Source organism: Dethiobacter alkaliphilus AHT 1, assembly GCF_000174415.1.
Taxonomy (GTDB): domain Bacteria; phylum Bacillota; class Dethiobacteria; order Dethiobacterales; family Dethiobacteraceae; genus Dethiobacter; species Dethiobacter alkaliphilus.
In genome coordinates, this window is the sequence record NZ_ACJM01000006.1 from 1 (window position 1) to 17528 (window position 17528).

General features: G+C 52.1%; 19 protein-coding genes. All 19 read right to left on the bottom strand.

Annotated features, from left to right (window positions below; translation table 11 throughout):
• Positions 1-295: 295 nt before the first annotated feature.
• The 19 genes from DEALDRAFT_RS16855 to DEALDRAFT_RS06625 all read right to left on the bottom strand — a co-directional run bounded on the left by DEALDRAFT_RS16855 (position 296) and on the right by DEALDRAFT_RS06625 (position 17510).
• Positions 296-442 (bottom strand): hypothetical protein, encoded by a 147-nt coding sequence (locus DEALDRAFT_RS16855; RefSeq protein ID WP_153246590.1) that lies wholly within the window; start codon positions 440-442, stop codon positions 296-298.
• Positions 439-1398, bottom strand: coding sequence for an HlyD family efflux transporter periplasmic adaptor subunit (locus DEALDRAFT_RS06540; protein WP_008515996.1), 960 nt, complete (start codon positions 1396-1398; stop codon positions 439-441). The genes DEALDRAFT_RS16855 and DEALDRAFT_RS06540 overlap by 4 nt, the downstream gene beginning before the upstream one ends.
• Before the next feature lie 8 nt (positions 1399-1406).
• Positions 1407-2213, bottom strand: coding sequence for a peptidoglycan editing factor PgeF (gene pgeF / locus DEALDRAFT_RS06545; RefSeq protein ID WP_008515998.1), 807 nt, complete (start codon positions 2211-2213; stop codon positions 1407-1409).
• The gene (gene nrdG / locus DEALDRAFT_RS06550; protein WP_008515999.1) at positions 2206-2778 is read right to left on the bottom strand and encodes an anaerobic ribonucleoside-triphosphate reductase activating protein; all 573 of its coding nucleotides are present in this window, start codon (positions 2776-2778) and stop codon (positions 2206-2208) included. The genes pgeF and nrdG overlap by 8 nt, the downstream gene beginning before the upstream one ends.
• An 11-nt stretch (positions 2779-2789) precedes the next feature.
• Positions 2790-4811: an anaerobic ribonucleoside-triphosphate reductase gene (nrdD, locus tag DEALDRAFT_RS06555; protein ID WP_008516003.1), complete on the bottom strand. Its 2022-nt coding sequence runs from the start codon at positions 4809-4811 to the stop codon at positions 2790-2792.
• 79 nt (positions 4812-4890) lie between these two features.
• Positions 4891-5337: a transcriptional regulator NrdR gene (nrdR, locus tag DEALDRAFT_RS06560; protein WP_008516005.1), complete on the bottom strand. Its 447-nt coding sequence runs from the start codon at positions 5335-5337 to the stop codon at positions 4891-4893.
• Positions 5338-5417: 80 nt separating this feature from the next.
• On the bottom strand, positions 5418-5672 hold the full coding sequence (locus DEALDRAFT_RS06565) for a YlmC/YmxH family sporulation protein (protein ID WP_008516006.1): 255 nt from the start codon (positions 5670-5672) through the stop codon (positions 5418-5420).
• Positions 5673-5877: 205 nt separating this feature from the next.
• Positions 5878-6075 (bottom strand): hypothetical protein, encoded by a 198-nt coding sequence (locus DEALDRAFT_RS06570; RefSeq protein WP_008516007.1) that lies wholly within the window; start codon positions 6073-6075, stop codon positions 5878-5880.
• 13 nt (positions 6076-6088) lie between these two features.
• A complete protein-coding gene (sigG, locus tag DEALDRAFT_RS06575) occupies positions 6089-6922 on the bottom strand; it encodes an RNA polymerase sporulation sigma factor SigG (RefSeq protein ID WP_008516008.1) in 834 nt (277 codons plus the stop codon).
• 60 nt (positions 6923-6982) lie between these two features.
• Entirely contained in the window at positions 6983-7714 is a 732-nt protein-coding gene (gene sigE / locus DEALDRAFT_RS06580; protein WP_008516009.1) for an RNA polymerase sporulation sigma factor SigE, read from the bottom strand.
• Positions 7711-8607 (bottom strand): sigma-E processing peptidase SpoIIGA, encoded by an 897-nt coding sequence (locus DEALDRAFT_RS06585; RefSeq protein WP_008516010.1) that lies wholly within the window; start codon positions 8605-8607, stop codon positions 7711-7713. The genes sigE and DEALDRAFT_RS06585 overlap by 4 nt, the downstream gene beginning before the upstream one ends.
• A 271-nt stretch (positions 8608-8878) precedes the next feature.
• The gene (locus tag DEALDRAFT_RS06590) at positions 8879-9529 is read right to left on the bottom strand and encodes an ABC transporter ATP-binding protein (RefSeq protein ID WP_008516011.1); all 651 of its coding nucleotides are present in this window, start codon (positions 9527-9529) and stop codon (positions 8879-8881) included.
• Positions 9519-10529: an ABC transporter ATP-binding protein gene (locus DEALDRAFT_RS06595; protein WP_008516012.1), complete on the bottom strand. Its 1011-nt coding sequence runs from the start codon at positions 10527-10529 to the stop codon at positions 9519-9521. The genes DEALDRAFT_RS06590 and DEALDRAFT_RS06595 overlap by 11 nt, the downstream gene beginning before the upstream one ends.
• A gap of 21 nt (positions 10530-10550) precedes the next feature.
• Positions 10551-11417 carry an ABC transporter permease gene (locus DEALDRAFT_RS06600; RefSeq protein ID WP_008516013.1) on the bottom strand — a complete coding sequence of 289 codons (867 nt, stop codon included), beginning with the start codon at positions 11415-11417 and terminating at the stop codon, positions 10551-10553.
• Positions 11414-12409 carry an ABC transporter permease gene (locus tag DEALDRAFT_RS06605; protein WP_008516014.1) on the bottom strand — a complete coding sequence of 332 codons (996 nt, stop codon included), beginning with the start codon at positions 12407-12409 and terminating at the stop codon, positions 11414-11416. Before DEALDRAFT_RS06605 ends, DEALDRAFT_RS06600 begins: the two co-directional genes overlap by 4 nt.
• 18 nt (positions 12410-12427) lie before the next feature.
• Complete coding sequence (locus DEALDRAFT_RS06610) at positions 12428-14029, bottom strand: ABC transporter substrate-binding protein (RefSeq protein WP_008516015.1); 1602 nt, start codon at positions 14027-14029, stop codon at positions 12428-12430.
• 306 nt (positions 14030-14335) lie between these two features.
• Complete coding sequence (gene ftsZ / locus DEALDRAFT_RS06615) at positions 14336-15367, bottom strand: cell division protein FtsZ (protein WP_276557945.1); 1032 nt, start codon at positions 15365-15367, stop codon at positions 14336-14338.
• Positions 15368-15414: 47 nt separating this feature from the next.
• Positions 15415-16638 carry a cell division protein FtsA gene (ftsA, locus tag DEALDRAFT_RS06620; RefSeq protein ID WP_008516018.1) on the bottom strand — a complete coding sequence of 408 codons (1224 nt, stop codon included), beginning with the start codon at positions 16636-16638 and terminating at the stop codon, positions 15415-15417.
• A gap of 74 nt (positions 16639-16712) precedes the next feature.
• On the bottom strand, positions 16713-17510 hold the full coding sequence (locus tag DEALDRAFT_RS06625) for a cell division protein FtsQ/DivIB (protein ID WP_008516020.1): 798 nt from the start codon (positions 17508-17510) through the stop codon (positions 16713-16715).
• Positions 17511-17528 lie beyond the last annotated feature (18 nt).

A 17528-nucleotide genomic window follows, 5' to 3' on the forward strand; every position in this document is an offset into this window, starting at 1 on the left:
AGAAAATTCCTGCAGTTCGGTGGGGGGAAATACCGCCCTTTTGCCCTTCTCCCCCCCACATTGACCAGAATCAGAGCCCTTGACCACCGTTTTCCTGCTCCCTGGGACCTGTTTTTTGCAAAGCCTGAACCAGCCGCCAGCCGTTCCACCGAATGAACCAGGGCAAAGTGCCCCCACCCCTTTCTTGGGCCTTTATTGGTTTTGCAGCCTTCCCGATAAAAAGCCCACTGGGCTCCGGGAAAAAGCGGCAACTTTGGGGCAGAGCCTCCTGAACGCGGTTTTTCACCGAATGTGTTCAGGCCCAACTCCAGAGCCTGGCCCGCCACCTCTGGGAGACCGTTTTTGTCACCGCAATGAGCCTGACATCGCTGCGGCCGGCCTTTGCTGAAGCCTGCTTCAGCCTGTTTTGGACTTTTATAATTCGTTGTTGCAAATTACTCATAAGCGCTGTCCTTCCCTGACCAGGCCGGGATTGGTGATAATGGGAAAACCGGGGCGGAGCCCGTCTACCACCACCTGGTCTCCCGCCACATCCAAGACATCCACACTGCGATAGCGGACAACGGACTTCTCCACAACATAGACGCCCGTTTCATCACCACGCAAAAGCAACGCCGAAGACGGCAGCACGATGCCGCTTGTTCCCCGCATAATGACGTCGGCCTCGGCAAAACGCTCGGTAAAACCGCCGTCAATATCCTGCTGCAGCGTAAACGCCACCGTTACCGTTTCATCGGTTTCACTGAGCTTAGCACTCTGAGAGCGCACCTCTTCCTTTGGAGCAAAACTGAAACGGAGGCGGGCTGACGCGGAGAATTCCCTGAAATCATTATACTCCTGGCGGGACATCCCGGCAACAAAGTACCAGGTATAATTATCCACCAGTTTAAAAATTATGGATCCCTGCTGCACATCCTCACCGGATTCGGCCTGCTGCGGTTTAACATCGTTTATTTTCTCCGGTCTGATATCCGCCAGCGCCTTGGGCTGCAATTCTCCTTCCAGCCCGTCTAACTGCTTAATCAGCATGCCTGGGACCGGCGCAGTCACCTTTTGCTGGATTCCGCCGGCGGTGGTGATGGTGGCAACCGTTGCTCCCAGGGGAACCCGCTCGCCCTGGGGCACCAGCCAGTGCAGTGTGCCCGTCAGCGGCGCCGCCACCACATGTTCATCACGAACCAGCACACCACTGGCGCTTACAGTATGCTCCAACACACTGTTTTCACTGGTTACGGTATCCACAAACAGGGAGGCAAATACACTGCGGCCCAGGGAGTAAGTAACCTGCAATACCAACAGGCCTAAAGCCAACATCAGCAGTATGTAGACGATTTTTTCCCCGGAACTCTTTTTTTTCTGCTTACCGGAAATTACTGCAAAGGGCCTTCTTTTACGCATTAGCTCACCTACTCCACAATGGACATCACACCGGCCATGCGGCCGGTTTTCCCCCCGGACGCCCGGTAGGAGAAAAATATGTTTGAATTACAATTGGTACAGTATTCACTTTGTATCAGATTATGCTCACTGATGCCTGCCCCAACAAGCTGCCGTGCCTGCAGGCCCGGCAAATCAAAATAAAGCTCGCCTTCACGCTTTGTCAGCACATGAGGGCGCATGCCGGGTTCAATTTCTTCTGCCACGTTATCGCCCACGCGGTAACAACAGGGCCTGATGCAGGGTGAAAGGGCGGCGCGGATATTTTCCCTCCGGCAGCCCGCCTCTTCCATGGCCTCCACCATTACAGGCCCCATACCCGCCACCGCACCGCGCCAGCCGGCATGGGCCAGGCCGATGCAGCGGGCCTTGGGGTCGTAGAAAAAAAGCAGTGTACAGTCGGCACAATGGGACATTAAAACGATGTTGGGTTCGGTGCAGAGCAGTCCGTCGGTCCGGGGAAAAGCATCTTCATAACTTAGACTTCCCCGCCCGGATAGCTTTGGCGTAACCCGGACAACATTGGTGGTGTGCACCTGCTGGGCCGTTGTGACCATTTCATTTTTATATCCCAGGGCTGCGGCCAGACGCCTGCGGTTTTCCAGGACAGCGGCAGGGGGGTCCCCTACGTGCAGTCCCATGTTCAGTGTATCGAAGGGCTGAGGGCTAACACCGCCGCTGCGCAGGGTAAAACCGTGCAGCACTCCGCTTTCTGTCAGATTATTAAAGACAAGATAGCGGATGCCGCCGGTTTCCCGAATCTCTTCACTAAGCATAGGCCTGCTCCTGGCCACGGAAATGAAGGGGAGAGAGAATCACACGCCCCTCTTCCAATGTAGCCTGCACATCAATGATACGTTGATTGTGCGAGCCGCGGTACAGCAGGGATAAGTCGCGCTGTGCCAGTATAAACGGTCCGTCAATGAGCAAATCGGTGAGGGACAACAAAGCTGCCACCGCCGAATCGCTTATGGCTTTTCTTTGCAGTTCTTCAAAGGTATATCCGCTATAAACCATAATGTGCATCTTTCTGGTCTTCAGACCCGCCGCCAACTGCGCCAAAGCCCGGGCCTGGGCAAAGGGTTCTCCGCCGGAAAAGGTGACGCCGCGCACACCGGTATCGGCACAAATGTCTGCCATCAGGTCAGACACATCCTCCCACCGGCCGCCGGCAGGATCCAGCGTCTGGGGGTTGTGACAGCCCGGGCAGTGATGGGGGCACCCCTGAGTAAAGATAACTGTACGCAGACCGGGACCGTCCACCACACTGTTATTTTGTACACCTGCCAGTTTCAGCTTCACACCGTCACCCCCTGAATCATTATATTCACCATGCTGCATACCGCAACCGCCTAGCAGTGCGGTTTGCGGTCACGCAGCTCCGCCTGTTTGGCGCCGTTGAACCGTTCTTCGGTGGAAAGATAACCGGTAATCCGGCGGATACGGCGCACATCAACTCCTCCGCATCCGGGGCAGCAGTCGTGCATAATGCCGCTGTACCCGCAGCTGCGGCACTCATCGATGGGATAATTGATGCCGCCATAGCCCACATCGGAGTCAGACATAATACGCACGATTTCCTCCACCGCCTCAAAGTTTTCCCCCGGCGGTGATTCCAGTTCCACATAGGCAATATGCCCGGCGTTACAGTATTTATGGTATTCACCTTCCACTGCCAGCTTTTCTGCCAGCGACATGCGGTAATTTACCGGCACATGGACGGAATTTGTGTAATATTCCTTATCGGTCACATTGGGAATGGCTCCGTAAATATCACGGTCCATGCGGATAAAGCGGCCGGAGAGGCCTTCTGCCGGCGTGGCCACCAGGGTAAAGTTCAGGTCGAACTCATCGGAAAACTGCTCCATACGTTTGGCCATATGGGAAACAATTTTCAGTCCCAGCTCCTGAGCTTCCCGGTCCTCGCCATGATGTTTACCAATCAGAGTTTGCAGCGTTTCCGCCAGCCCGATAAAGCCCACCGTCAGCGTGCCGTTTTTGATGGCCTCCTTAATGGTATCATCGGGAGCCAGCTCCGCCGAACCCATATAGAGCTTCTGTCCCATTAAGAACGGCAAATCACGCACGCGCAGGTTGCCTAAAATTTCAAAGCGGTGCAAAAGCTGCCGGGCAGACAGACGCAGCAGCCTGTCCAGCTCCACAAAAAACAGGTTCACATCCCGGGTCTGCAAAGCAAGCCGCGGTAAGTTCAGGGAAACAGGGGCGATATTGCCGCGTCCCACCGAAACCTCCTCGCCGTGGCGGTTGGCAATAACCCGGGTCCGGCAGCCCATATAAGCCACTTCATCGCCGAACTTACTGTTAAAGGTGGTATCCATGAAGCTGAAGGTGGGGTTGAGCCTTTTGGCTGCCACTTTCAGCGCATGCTGGAACAAATCGTAGTTGGGATCACCGGGCTCCAGGTTAACACCTTTTTTAGTTCTAAACACCAGGTTGGGGAAAATGGGGCTCTCACCGTTACCCAGACCCCGTTCAAAGGCCCGCAGAATGGAACGGGTCACAGCCCGGCCCATCTTTGAAGTATCGGTGCCCACATTAAGAGAGGAGAAAGGAACCTGGGCACCGGCACGGGAATGCATGGTATTTAAGTTATAAACCAAACCTTCCATGGCCTGAAACACTTCTTCTTCCGAAGGTTCGGAGGGCATGGTGGCGATTATATCCGACATAGAGCGGTCAAAATGGGGAAAGCTCTGGCCGCCAAACATATCGTTTTGGTTACTCTGCAAAATAATGGCCGCCTGTGCCGCAGCAGACGCTACCCGCTTGGGTGGACGGATAAAACCGTACCCTGTATTAAACCCTTCCGTTAACATGCGGGTTAAGTCAATTTGCAGACAGTTTAGCGTTTTGCCGTAATAATCCAGGTCGTGAATGTGAAAAGCACCGCTTGTATGCGCCTGAGCAAAATCTTCGGGCAGTAAATTGGTCAGATAGTAGCGCTTACTGGCGGCACTGGCAATCTGCAGCATCTTGGCGGACGGGGAATTGGAAACATTGGCATTCTCCCGGCTGGTTTCCACCAGAATGTCTTTAACCGAATCCATCAGATCGGATTTGCCTTCACGGATACGGCTGCGTCTGTGTCGATAAAGTATGTATGCTTTGGCAGTGCGGGCATGTCCGTTTTCAATCAGAACTTTTTCCACCGTATCCTGCACATCTTCAACAGCAGGGATAATACCGTTGTAACCCATCTTGGTCAACTCGGAAACTACCTGATTTGTCAGGCTCACGGCAATCTTTTTGTTCTCCCCGCCCACAGCCTTGGCAGCCTTTAAAATAGCATCGGTAATTTTTTCTGCATCAAACGGCACAACCCGTCCGTCACGCTTTTTAATCTCGATAAACATGTTTTGCTTTCCCTCCGGTTCTTAGGTCACTTAATTCTGCTTGGTCCATTCAATGGAAAACTGAGCCCTTTTGTCTTTATCAGGGCATCTCCGCCAAGGCTTTTCTGAAATCATCAATATCTCTGAACTTGTAGTACACCGACGCAAAGCGCACATAAGCCACCTCGTCTATGTCGCGAAGCTTGGCCAATACACGCTGCCCCACTTCATCCGAGGAAACTTCATGATTGTTGGCACTGCGCAACTCCCTTTCCAAATCATCCACCAGATTCTCAAAAACTTCCAACGGGATTTTGCGCTTGCCACCGGCATAAATCAGGCCGTTTAAAATTTTGGTCCTGTCAAACATCTGTCTGCTGCCGTCACGTTTCACCACAATCACCGGGGTCTCGTCCACTTTTTCGTACGTGGTAAACCGTTTTTCACACACCGTACATTCGCGGCGCCTGCGAATTGCGCCCCCCTCATCGGTGGAACGGGAATCGATAACCCGGCTTTCCACACAGCCGCAGTAAGGGCATTTCATTAAAAACAACCCCCTTTCAAATGAACACCATATCTAGTGTTGGTATAATTATACAACACCAGATATGGTATGTCAAAGGGTTATCGGCTGCGATATGACGGGACGGCCAGCTCCACCAAAATGGTATCAACACCGATTTTTATTATGTTTTCCCAGGGGATCACGTAGTCCTGCCCCCCACTAAAAAAGCTAAAAAATTTTGAACCTCCGGGAACAATAATGGCGCAGATCCGTCCCTGTTCCAGATCCAGATCCAAATCACAGATTACGCCCAGCCGTTTTCCGTCTACCACATTTACCACATCTCTGTTCCTCAGATCGGAAATTTTAATCATGCTGCACCTCGCTCTTTTCCCTTTTCCTACAGTATATGATAAACAGTTTGTCCGGCAGGACAAAAACAGGCAAAAAAAAAGACAGCCTTCGCTGCCTTTCTTGTACTGCCAGAATTATAACGCTTCGCAGATAGCGAAGCTGCTAATGTATACTGAAAAGCGCGCGCTGAGGAAACCGAAAGAGCGCGCTTTTCTTGTCTTAGCTTTAAGGATGAAAATCGTATACCGGAGCAACCCGCCTAAACAGGAATTCGCCGTCCACTTCATGTACTTCCGCTACCCGAATCAGGTTGGTTTTGTTAAACGCCTGGACTGTTTCACCGGCGGGAGACAGGAACACGGTTAACAGTGCAAGCATCATCAACAGGCCGGCCCCTGAGGTGATTATTCTTTTCTTGTGCACCTTCCCCACCTCCTTACTGTACATGTTTGCGTAAATGACTTAGCGCCGCTTTTTCCAGGCGGGAAACCTGGGCCTGTGAAATGCCGATCTCATCGGCCACTTCCATCTGTGTCTTGCCACGGTAAAACCGAAGCGTTAGAATCAGTTTTTCCCGTTCATTTAATTTATGCAGGGCCTCGTTTATAGCCAGTACTTCCAACCACTTATTATCATGGTTTTTATCATCGGAAATCTGATCCATGACAAAGATGGGATCTCCACCATCATGGTAGATGGGCTCAAAGAGCGACACCGGCTCCTGGATGGCATCTAAGGCAAAGACGATATCTTCCCGCTTGAGATTTAGCTCTTTGGCAATCTCGCTGATGGTTGGCTCACGGGCAAAACGGTTGGCTAAAGAATCCCGCACCTGCAGAACCTTGTAGGCAATGTCCCGCAAAGAACGGGATACCCGGATGGGATTATTGTCCCGCAGGTAACGCCGGATTTCACCGATAATCATTGGCACGGCGTAAGTTGAAAATTTAACATTCTGACCCAAATCAAAATTATCAATAGCTTTAATCAGCCCGATGCACCCTACCTGAAAGAGATCATCAACATATTCTCCCCGGTTATTAAAACGCTGAATCACACTGAGTACAAGACGCAGGTTTCCATTGACCAGCTTTTCCCGGGCAGATTCATCTCCCTCACGAAGTCGGGCAAACAGGCGACGCATTTCATCGTTTTTTAAGACCGGCAATTTGGCAGTGTTGACACCACAAATTTCTACTTTGTTAATCACGCCGTCCCCTCCCAGATCATAATGCAAGGAACAAAATTCCGCGTCCCCTATATTCTGCATTATTTCCTGAGCCGGGGTTTTTATACAGCTAATGATTGTCCGCCCTGCCAACTGTTGCATTTACTCCAGCTTGCGGATTTCCTTTTGTAACCTTTTAATAATCCGTTTTTCCAGGCGGGAAATGTAGGACTGTGAGATGCCAAGCATCACCGCCACTTCTTTTTGCGTTTTCTCCTCCTGGCCCAACAGCCCGAAGCGCAATTCCATAATCCTTTTTTCCCGACGGTTTAGTTTTTCAATGGCGTTGTATAAAAGTTTGCGCTCCACTTCCGCTTCAATACCTTTAATAACCAGGTCATTTTCCGTACCCAGCACATCGGAGAGCAGCAGCTCATTACCGTCCCAATCCACATTCAGCGGCTCATCAAAGGAAACTTCCGCCTTTACTTTATTATTCCTGCGTAAAAACATTAATATTTCATTTTCAATACATTTGGAAGCATAAGTGGCCAGCTTAATATTCTTGTGCGGGTCAAATGTATTCACCGCTTTAATAAGTCCGATGGTTCCGATAGAAACCAGATCATCAATAAGAATACCGGTATTTTCAAACTTTCTGGCAATATAAACCACCAGGCGAAGATTGCGCTCAATCAAAACCGCCTTAACGGCATAATCCCCTGTTTTCAGTTTTTCCAGCAAAAACCCTTCCTCGTCCTGCGACAGCGGGGGAGGCAGTGTTTCCGAACTGCCAACATAATAGACTTCCGGCAGAAACTCTATCCCCAAACGCCGCATGGACCGGATGATAAGTAAACGCAGCCTCAACCTCCAGTGGGACAGTACCTTCAAACACCCACACCTCCTATATTTTCTAAAACAGATGGATGAAGCAAAATTTCCGCGTCATTGTCCAAAGACAGCCCTTTGGCAGTGATGGCAAAGGCCAACCCGGAAAGCTCGCCACATGTGGCTCCCTCCTCCACAGTCACCGCGTCGGGGCGAAAGGTAACCAGCATTCCCGAATTCTCCAGAGAGCGAAAAGGCACAACGCCAAACCTTTCCGCCTCATCGCCGGACAATTCACCTAAGGCACAGACCGGGTCTTCTCCTGCCAGATATGCCTCCTGCAAAGCCTGTGGCAAGAGGTCACGGATGGCACGGAAACTGGCCACATTGAGGGGACGGCCGGAAACCGGATCGCGCAATTGGTTTCCCGTATCCACCAGCGCCCGGGCGGTGGCCCGGCGGTTCCCGCTGCGAAGCGTCAGGCGGTAACGCAAACCTTTGTTACGCCGCTGCCGTTCACTGAAGTGCCAGACACCTACCATCAGGATAAATGCGATTAGTACACCGGTAAAGAGCATGCCGGGACGGGGCGGTGTGATATAAAACACTCCGCCCTGTACCACTGCCGGTGTACTGCCAAAAAAGTATAGTGCAAATACAGTTCCAGCCAAAAAAAATGATGCCAGAAAAAATGCTCCGCACAGCCTGAGCAGCTCCATGATTCGCCCGGGGCGGAAAGTAAAGGCCACAATCAGCACACTGGCCACAACTTTTCCAACCCAGGAAAAGACAAAATAAGCCACCGGTAAAAATATTACCAGACTGTACAACGCCGCCAAAAACCCTCCCGACGCCAGTCGGAACATTTTCAGCTCCCTGCCTGTAAGACGTGCTGTCAGATAAAGCAGGGCTGTGTTCATCATAAAATTTAAGGCCAGGAGGTCTTCAATATACATCTTCTCACCTGCCCGGCAATTTGGACAAACCGCTAAATTATATGCAGGCCCATATGCATCTATGACTGATTATACTAAACTACTCCTGTAAAATTTGTCACAACCTTGTGTCGAATCAAGATTTTCTGAAGGGGGGGGGAGACCCGTGGACAGAGGGACAGGTTTATTTGTCCACACTTTATGTCAACCTAAGCAGGAATCTTCAGGTGTTTGCATCTCTCACTAAAAGAAGTGGGAGTCTTCTCCACTGGAATGAAAAAAGCGATGTCCGCTACTGACAGCAGACATCGCTTGGATGGTGGTGTTTTGTTGAATGATCACGAAAAGCCTCCAGGTCGATAACCCGGCTGCATAAACGTTCCAGCAGGGTCTGTTCGTGGCTGACCACCAAAACCCCCAGGTTTTGCTCTTTAACGGCGTCCAGCACCACATGCCAGATCTGCGCCTGGGTTATGGCATCAAGCATGGTGGTCATCTCATCGGCGATAAGAAAACGGGTCTGGGGTCCAAGAGCCCGGGCCACGCAAAAGCGCTGCAGTTCACCGCCGGAGAGCTCTTTGGGCCAGCGGGTCAGCCAGTCCGGCTCAATCCCCAAAGGGGTGAGTACCTTTTGTTGGTACCACCTGTTTTCCCGCAGGGTGTATTCCATGCGCCACCGGTCATTTACCGCTTTCTCCGGATGCTGAAAGACCAGCTGCACCGGATTGTAGCCTTTTTTAGGCAGCGGTTTACCGTCAAGGGTCACACTGCCTTCCAATGGCGGCTCATACCCGGCCAGAACACGGGCCAGGGTGGTCTTTCCGCAGCCGCTGTGGCCGGATAAGCCCACCACTTCCCCTGGTTTTAGGGAGAGGGAGACACCCCGCAGGACCCAGGGGCCCTCGCCGTAGCGAAAGCCGATGTTTTTGGCTTCAAGTAGCATGGATACACCTCACATTCCCACCGCGCAGGAGACGTGCCGGAGGACGCTCTGCTTCACACTCCGGTGTTTTATGTTCGCAGCGGGGAGCAAACAAACATCCTGAAGGCAGGTTGCCCGGAGTGGGTTGGAAACCGGCAATGGGTTTGAAATCATTTTGCGGCAGTGCCTGCCACAGTGCTTTACTGTAAGGGTGGCGCAGCGCCTGGCCTTTACCGTAAAAGTCAACAGACGGTGCTGTCTCCACCGTACTGCCGGCATAAAAAACGGCAATACGGTCAGCCATCTGCAAAGCAGAGGTGATGTCATGGGTAATAAGCATCACCGCACAACCCTCGTCTGCTAATTGACGCAAATGCCCCAAAGCTTCAGCCACCACCGCCGGATGCAGGCCCGGGGTGGGCTCATCAGCTATTACCAGTCGGGCACCGCTGACCACGGCGGTGGAAACCAGCACACGGCGTGCCATACCTCCGGAGAGTTGGAAGGGATACAAATCCTCTACTTTTTTCTCCAGGCCATAGCGGGCAAATACCTGGCGTACAATTGCATTTTTATCGCCGTTGTGCACAGAGATACCCACCTGCGGGCCTACCCGCATTAAGGGATCAAGGTAGTTTACAGACTGCGGGATGATGGCTATTTCCCGGCCGCGCAGCTTGGCCTGGCGCCTGGGAGTTAAAGCTTCACCTCCGTAGTGCATGGTGCCGCTTACTTTGGCGTTTTTGGGCAGGATACCAAGGATGGCATGGGCCAGCAGGCTCTTGCCCGAACCGCTGGAGCCTACCACTGCCAGCACCTCTCCCTTTTTTATGGACACATCCAGTCCGCTGATTACTTTCAGGTTTGTCTGGCGCAGGCCCCCGGCATACTGCACAAATGATACGGAAAGGTCCTTTACCTCCAGGACCGGTTTATCCCCGGCGGTGGAGGCGCCAGCAAAAACCTCTTCCTTGTCAGCAAATTCCGGCGCTCTTTTTTTCAGGGGTAAGGCGGGGCTCATCTGATGCACTCCCTTCTTGCTTTATTCATGCGCACTGTGCGGATCAACCAGCATCCGCAAATTGTCGCCTAAAATATCAAAGATACGCACCATTATCAACAGGGCAAGCCCTGGGAAAAAAGCCAACCACCACATACCGGTGGATAAATAACGCATGGATTCTGAGAGAATCACGCCAATGGCCGGCTGATGCGGTGAGAGGCCAAAGCCCAAAAAAGTAACGGCGGCCTCATGAAGCACGGCGTGGGGAAACAGTAAAATCATCCCCACAAAGAACTGGGGTACTAAATGGGGAAGAATATGGCGGGTGGCTATCCACCAACGGGAACGCCCCAAGCTGCCGGATACCTGCACAAATTCAGCAGAGCGGATCTGCATCACCTCGGCCCGGATTACCCTGGTTAAGCTGGGCCAGTGTGTTAGCGCCACCCCGATAATAACTCCCCGGGCCCCTCCTCCCAAAGCAAAGGAAATGAGAATGAGAGCCACCAGATGGGGGACGCCGAGAAACAGGTCCACAAGCCAGGTAACAGCAGCATCCACCACTTTACCCAGCGTAGCCGAAGCCATACCCAACACCAGGGCGATTAAAACACTGACCGATGTGGCCAGCATTCCTACCCCCATGCTAAGCATCAGCCCTTTAATGGTGCGGGTAAACATATCCCGCCCCATCCAGTCTGTACCGAACGGGTGGCTAAGGGAAGGGGCTAAATTACGGGCATCAAAGTTTGTGGCCAGGCCCACATCACTTATAAGAAAGCCTCCGGCCACAATGGCCAGCAAAAAGGAGGCGGCAAAGCCGGTCACCAAAAGAGTGCGCTGCCGACGGTTCATACTGGGCCTTACCCGTTTTATGTTTGTTCTCAGCACATGTATGGCACTCATGCAGACCCTCCTCTTAGCCGGATTCGCGGATCAACCACCTGATAGAGCAAATCGGCCACTAAATTACCGGTGAAGACAAACAAGGCGGAGAAGATCACAATACCTAACAGCAGCGGCACATCTCCACGCAAACCTGCTTCCACCGTGGCCTGCCCCAGTCCGGGATAAGAAAATACCTGCTCTGCTAAAACAGAGCCGCCAAACAGCTCACTAAAAACTGCAAATTGCAGTGTAATTGCCGGCAAAGCCACATTCCTCAAACCGTGCCGCCATAAAAGGCCCATGCTGCCCTCTCCCCGGGCCCGGGCAAAAAGCACATAGTCACTGGAGAGAACATCCACCATTTTCTGTCTGGTATGCAGCGCCAGATTGGCCACGCCAAAGAGACTTAAGGTCAGTGCAGGCAAGATCAAATGATACAGCCTGTTTGCCAGGGTGACCTGTTCTGCCAGCACCCCGGCGGGCACACCCAGGCCCACCGGAAACCAGCCCAAGTTAACAGCAAAAATTATCAGAAACAAAAGCCCAAGCCAAAATGTGGGCGTGGAGGCCAGTGTGAGACAGTACCACTTGATAATTTTATCTATCCAGGTACCCTGTTTCATGGCAGCCCAAATTCCCAAGGCAAAGCCCAGTATACCCGAGAGGATCCAGGCCACACCCATTAACATCATGGAGGCAAAGAACCTCTCCCGGATCACATCCACCACCGGGCGGCGAAAAATCATGGAGGTGCCCAGATCACCCCGCATCACAGCCTGGGCCCAGCGGCCAAACTGAACCAGGGGCGGTTGATCCAGTCCCCAGTATTCCACAATTTGCGCCTGCTGCTCCGGCCCGACCCGCATCATATCGGCACCCACATAGGCGCGGACCGGATCAACCGGCGAATAGTGAACAAGCAGAAACGATAGTACGCACAGAGCGGTAAGAAGTGTGAGAAACTTTATTCCTTTGTAGGCAAAAAACTTAAGCAGTTTTTTAGTACGCAATTGTATTGCCCCTTTGACTTAGTCGTCCCAGCGCCAGTCCACAATATTGTCGGTTACAGGCCAGCCGTGCCCGTGAGGGTGAATACGCTGCCGGCCGATATTTAGGCCCTCGCGGACCAAGTAGGTATGCTGCAGGTTAACAAGCCAGGCCCAGGGAGCATCGCCTAAGGCGCTTAAGCCGGTTTCCCCGTCCCACTGTGCCAACTGCCAGTAATTCATAGCTTCTTCCACAGTGGTGGCAGCCAGAGCCAACTCCATATACTCATCAACCTTTTCGTTACTGTAATAACCGGTGTTATACCAGCCAATCCCTGCGGTTTGGCTGCTGTAGAGATTGTAAAGCTCCTGCGGGTCATGGCTGCCCCAGCCAAACATTACCGCATTGGAGTACATATTGGCCTGAATCTCATCCCAACTTTTACCTTCCACTATAATATTGATGCCCAAAGGCTTTAACATATCGGCCACAGCAATGGCAAGAGACTGGCGAACCTGGTCAGAGGCGGGATAATACAGGCTAAACTCAGCTGTCAGTTCCCCTTTTTGCCAGATTCCGTCCACTTCAGTCCAGCCGCCCTCTTCCAGGATGTCCCGCGCCGCGTCAAAATCTCCGTCGGCAAACACAGTGTCCGGATTCCACCAGGGCATACCGTCACTGGCCGAATAGGCCGGTGTGCCAAAACCGTTTAATACGCCATCCACCAAAGCCTGCCGGTCCACCGCCACATTGATGGCCTGGCGCAGGGCTAAATCCGCAGTCACATCATTGCCCACAGGATACCCGTCATCGGTCTGGCCGCCCGCTTCCACAAAGGGAAACATGATGCCACGGTTATCAATACTTTCGATGGCCTTCAGGCTCATACCTGTCACATTCTGCTGTGCTAAGGCAGCGGGAACAGCAACCAGGTCCAAATCGCCCGCATTGGCGGCAGCAAAAGCGCCATCTTCAGACAAAAACAGGAATGTAATCTTTTGGAAATAAGGCTTTTGTCCATAATACTCCGGGTTGGCCTCCACAATCAGCTGCTGCCCGCGGTCCCACTGCACAAATTTATAGGGCCCGGACCCCACCGGGTCTTCAGCATATCCGGCACCGTGTGCGTGCGCCGGCACAATTCCTGTGGTAATCAGGTTATTAATAAAGGTAGACTGGGGGCGCGTCAAAGTAAATTCCACCGTTGTCTCATCAAGCGCCACCGCATCTGAAAGGACATTTAAGTCCACCACCGAGCCGCTCTCTTTGGCGGTCAGGAAGGTATAAACCACATCATCGGCAGTTAGCGGCTCCCCATCGGAGAACACCACATCATCCCGAATACTTACAGTCCACACCAGCCCATCCTCACTAACTTCATAATCTGTTGCCAGGTCGTTTTCCACGTTTAAATCATCATCACGACGCAAAAGGGTGCTTTGAAACAGCGGGGAGCCGTAACGCCCCCACCCAATAGTGGGATCAAAACCATCATCCGGTTCACCGCCAATAGCTAACACCAACTGGTCACTCTGCTCAAATTCAGCATCGGCGCCATTATTCTGCGGCTGCCCACACCCGGATGCCACCAAAGCAACCAAAACAACCAACAACACCAGTACAAACCCTCGTCTTTTCAACATGTTGTCCCTCTCCTCCGCCCAAGTGTTACTATTTATCTATTAGTAACACAGCAATGGCAAAAATAAATCGTATTACCAATATTTTTTCGGTAACACTACCAGTTCTATAATTATTCGCTAACAGCCCCAAATATCCTTTTTAAAACTAAAAGTTTTACAATTTATTCGGTACCGGGAAAATGGCATACTGAACTTACATTTTATGTATGGACAAATAAACCTGCCTGTCCTCGCAGAGGGTCCCTCTGTCCATAAAAAAACCAGACAAAGGGTTCCTTTGTCTGGTTTTGGTTAATTTTGCTTAGCTTAGCTCCGTTTGCGGCGGAGAAAAGCGGGTATATCAAGGTCGTCGGAGGAGAAAGACTTTTGGGTGAGTTCTTCGATCATTTGCTTGCGCTCGGAGACCTGATGGTCGAAACCGGTGGCAATTACGGTGACGCGCACTTCATCCTGCAGAGCTTCGTCGATGACCGCACCGAAGATGATATTGGCATCGGGGTCCGCCGCTTCGGCCACAATGTCGGCTGCTTCGTTTACCTCAAAGAGGCCCAGGTCGGATCCGCCGGTGATATTTAAGAGCACGCCGCGGGCGCCGTCAATGGATGTTTCAAGAAGCGGGCTGGCAATGGCCGCTTTAGCCGCTTCCACGGTACGGTTGTCGCCGTTGCCCACGCCAATTCCCATCAGCGCCGCACCGGTTTCCTTCATAATGGTCTTCACATCGGCAAAGTCCAGGTTAATAAGGCCCGGTACCGCAATCAAATCGGAAATACCCTGCACGCCCTGCCGGAGAACGTCATCGGCAATGCGAAACGCCTCCAGAATGGGAGTACGCTTTTCCACCACCTGCAGCAGGCGGTCATTGGGAATGGTAATTAAGGTATCCACTTTATCTTTTAGCTCAATAATGCCCTTGTCGGCAGAAGAGGAACGGCGCCGACCCTCAAAGGTGAACGGCTTGGTAACCACCCCCACGGTCAGGGCTCCCAGTTCCCGGGCAACTTCGGCAATAACCGGAGCGGCCCCGGTTCCCGTTCCGCCGCCCATGCCGGCGGTGACAAATACCATATCGGCGCCTTTTAGCGCCTGCATTATTTCGTCTCTGCTTTCTTCTGCTGCCTGATGTCCGATTTCCGGATTAGCACCGGCTCCCAGGCCTTTGGTCAGCTTTTCGCCGATTTGCAGCTTACATTCGGAGTCGGCCAAGTACAGGGCCTGTGCATCTGTATTTACGGATATAAATTCCACACCGCGCAGACCGGCGGCAATCATGCGGTTAACGGCGTTACTGCCACCCCCGCCCACACCAATGACTTTTATCTGGGCAAATTGCTCCATCTCAATATCAAACTCGATCACCGAAAAGTCTCCCCTTCCTCATACAATTAGTCAAACATTTCCACAAACCAGGATTTAACTTTGTTAAAGATTCCCGGCAGCGCAACGCGTCCTCCCCGGTACTCCTTAGGTGTAAACATATGCGCATGCTGCACATAATGAATAATTCCCACCGCAGTAGAATAGATGGGGCTTTTTACACCCACATAGGCCGGCTGGGCAATCCGCACCGAAGAGTCAAATATCTGTTCGGCCAAATCCACCAGGCCCGGCATCATGGACACGCCTCCGGTAAGCACCACACCTGCCGGCAGAGGCTCACGGAAACCCATTTTATTCAGTTCCTGCGCCGCCAACTGCAGCATTTCCACCAAACGGGGTTCAATAATCATGGCTAATTCCTGAGCCTTTATGGTTTGGGGTTCCTTGCCGGCCAGCATAGGCAGATTGATGGAGTCCCCTTCAGCAGCCATTGAGGGAAGCGCCACACCATGTTCCCGTTTTAACTTTTCTGCAGTTTCTATAGATGTTCTCAGCCCTACGGCTATATCGTTGGTTATGTAATCTCCGCCCACCGGAAGAACGGCAATATCTTTGATGTGTCCGTTTTGAAAAACAGAGACTTCCGTGGTACCGCCGCCGATATCAATGAGCACCGTGCCCAGTTCCTTTTCATCCCGGGAAAGTGCTATTTCCGAATTGGCCAGGGAATTGAGTACCATGCCGTCAATCTCCAGTCCGGCACGTTCCACACAGCGGACCAAATTACGAATAGAGGTGACCATGCCGGTGATAATCATGGCGTCCACCTCCAGGCGAACTCCCACCATGCCCACCGGGTCACGGATACCATCATATCCATCCACGATAAATTCCCGTGGAATAACATCAATTATTTCCCGATCCGGAGGCAGGGCAATGACCCGCGCCGCCTGCAGCACCCGTTCCACATCATCTTCGGTGATTTCCTTATCTTCTGCGGAAACAGCCACCACACCACGGTTATTTACCAGGCCTACCTGAGAGCCCACAATGCCCAGAAAAGCAGAGGGAATGGTAGTCCCCACCATTCGTTCCGCTTCTTCCACAGCCTGCGTAATTGCATCCACCGTTTTGTCCAGATCAACAATTACACCCTTCTTCAGGCCGTCCGACGGGCTTGTCCCTACTCCGATAATATTTATTGTGCCATCATTATTTATTTCTCCGACAATGGAACGGACGTGTGACGTGCCGATATCCATGCCGCAGACCAGATTCCTTTTTACCACGACTGCACCCCCTCGCCCGTGTTGTTCACATTATTTCTTAATTCAACGTATCTTACCATTTCCCTTTTTTTACTCTAATTGTTTTTTTGTGTTTTGTCATCATCCAAAACATGGAAGTTTGGGGCCCGTGTCACTCGCAAGTCCAGATATCCTTCCGCCGGATCAACAGGCAATTGTCCCATTATTTCTTTGAGCAGGCTGGCCTTTTGTGAAAATTCACCGCGGCCCAGCCAAACGGTCATGCCGTCCAGCGTAACCACCACAACGTTTTCCTCATCACCCAGATTCACTTCGGAGAGGGCAATTGCTTCCTCTTCCATGGACCTCATCACTTCCGCCGTTGCTTCCAGCTTAGAGTCCGACAATAACTCATTTCCCACAGCAAGCTCCACCGGGCCCAACCCGGTTAGAAGCGGGCGCCCGTAATCTTTGGGATCCTGTGTGGTGCCCAGCACCATGCCGTCATAGCCGATTTCCAGCAGATAATCCCGATAGGGGACAAGGGCCATGGCTTCCTTTTCCAGGATGTCCACCTCCAGACCGCGGGGCAGCCTGCGGGAGACCTCAGCTTCGGCAATACGGGGGATGGCCGCCACCTTTTCCTGCAGCCGGGCAGGATTAAGCTGCCAGATATTGATCCCTTCGGCCACAACCAGAGCATCCCGGATTTCCGACTCAGTGGTATGGGTGTTGCCGGAAATAATAATCTCCTCCAGCTGAAAAAAATCGGAGCGCACAAAACCTAAAATTAACCAGATCATCATTAATAAGAGCAAAAAACCAAGGAGGCGGCGTCTGACTTTTTTCACCTTTTCCGGCGAGACGGCCTGTTTTGCATTAAAAGTCCGTCTCTTGCGCAGCTGCTTGTCCATTACAATACGTCCTCCAAG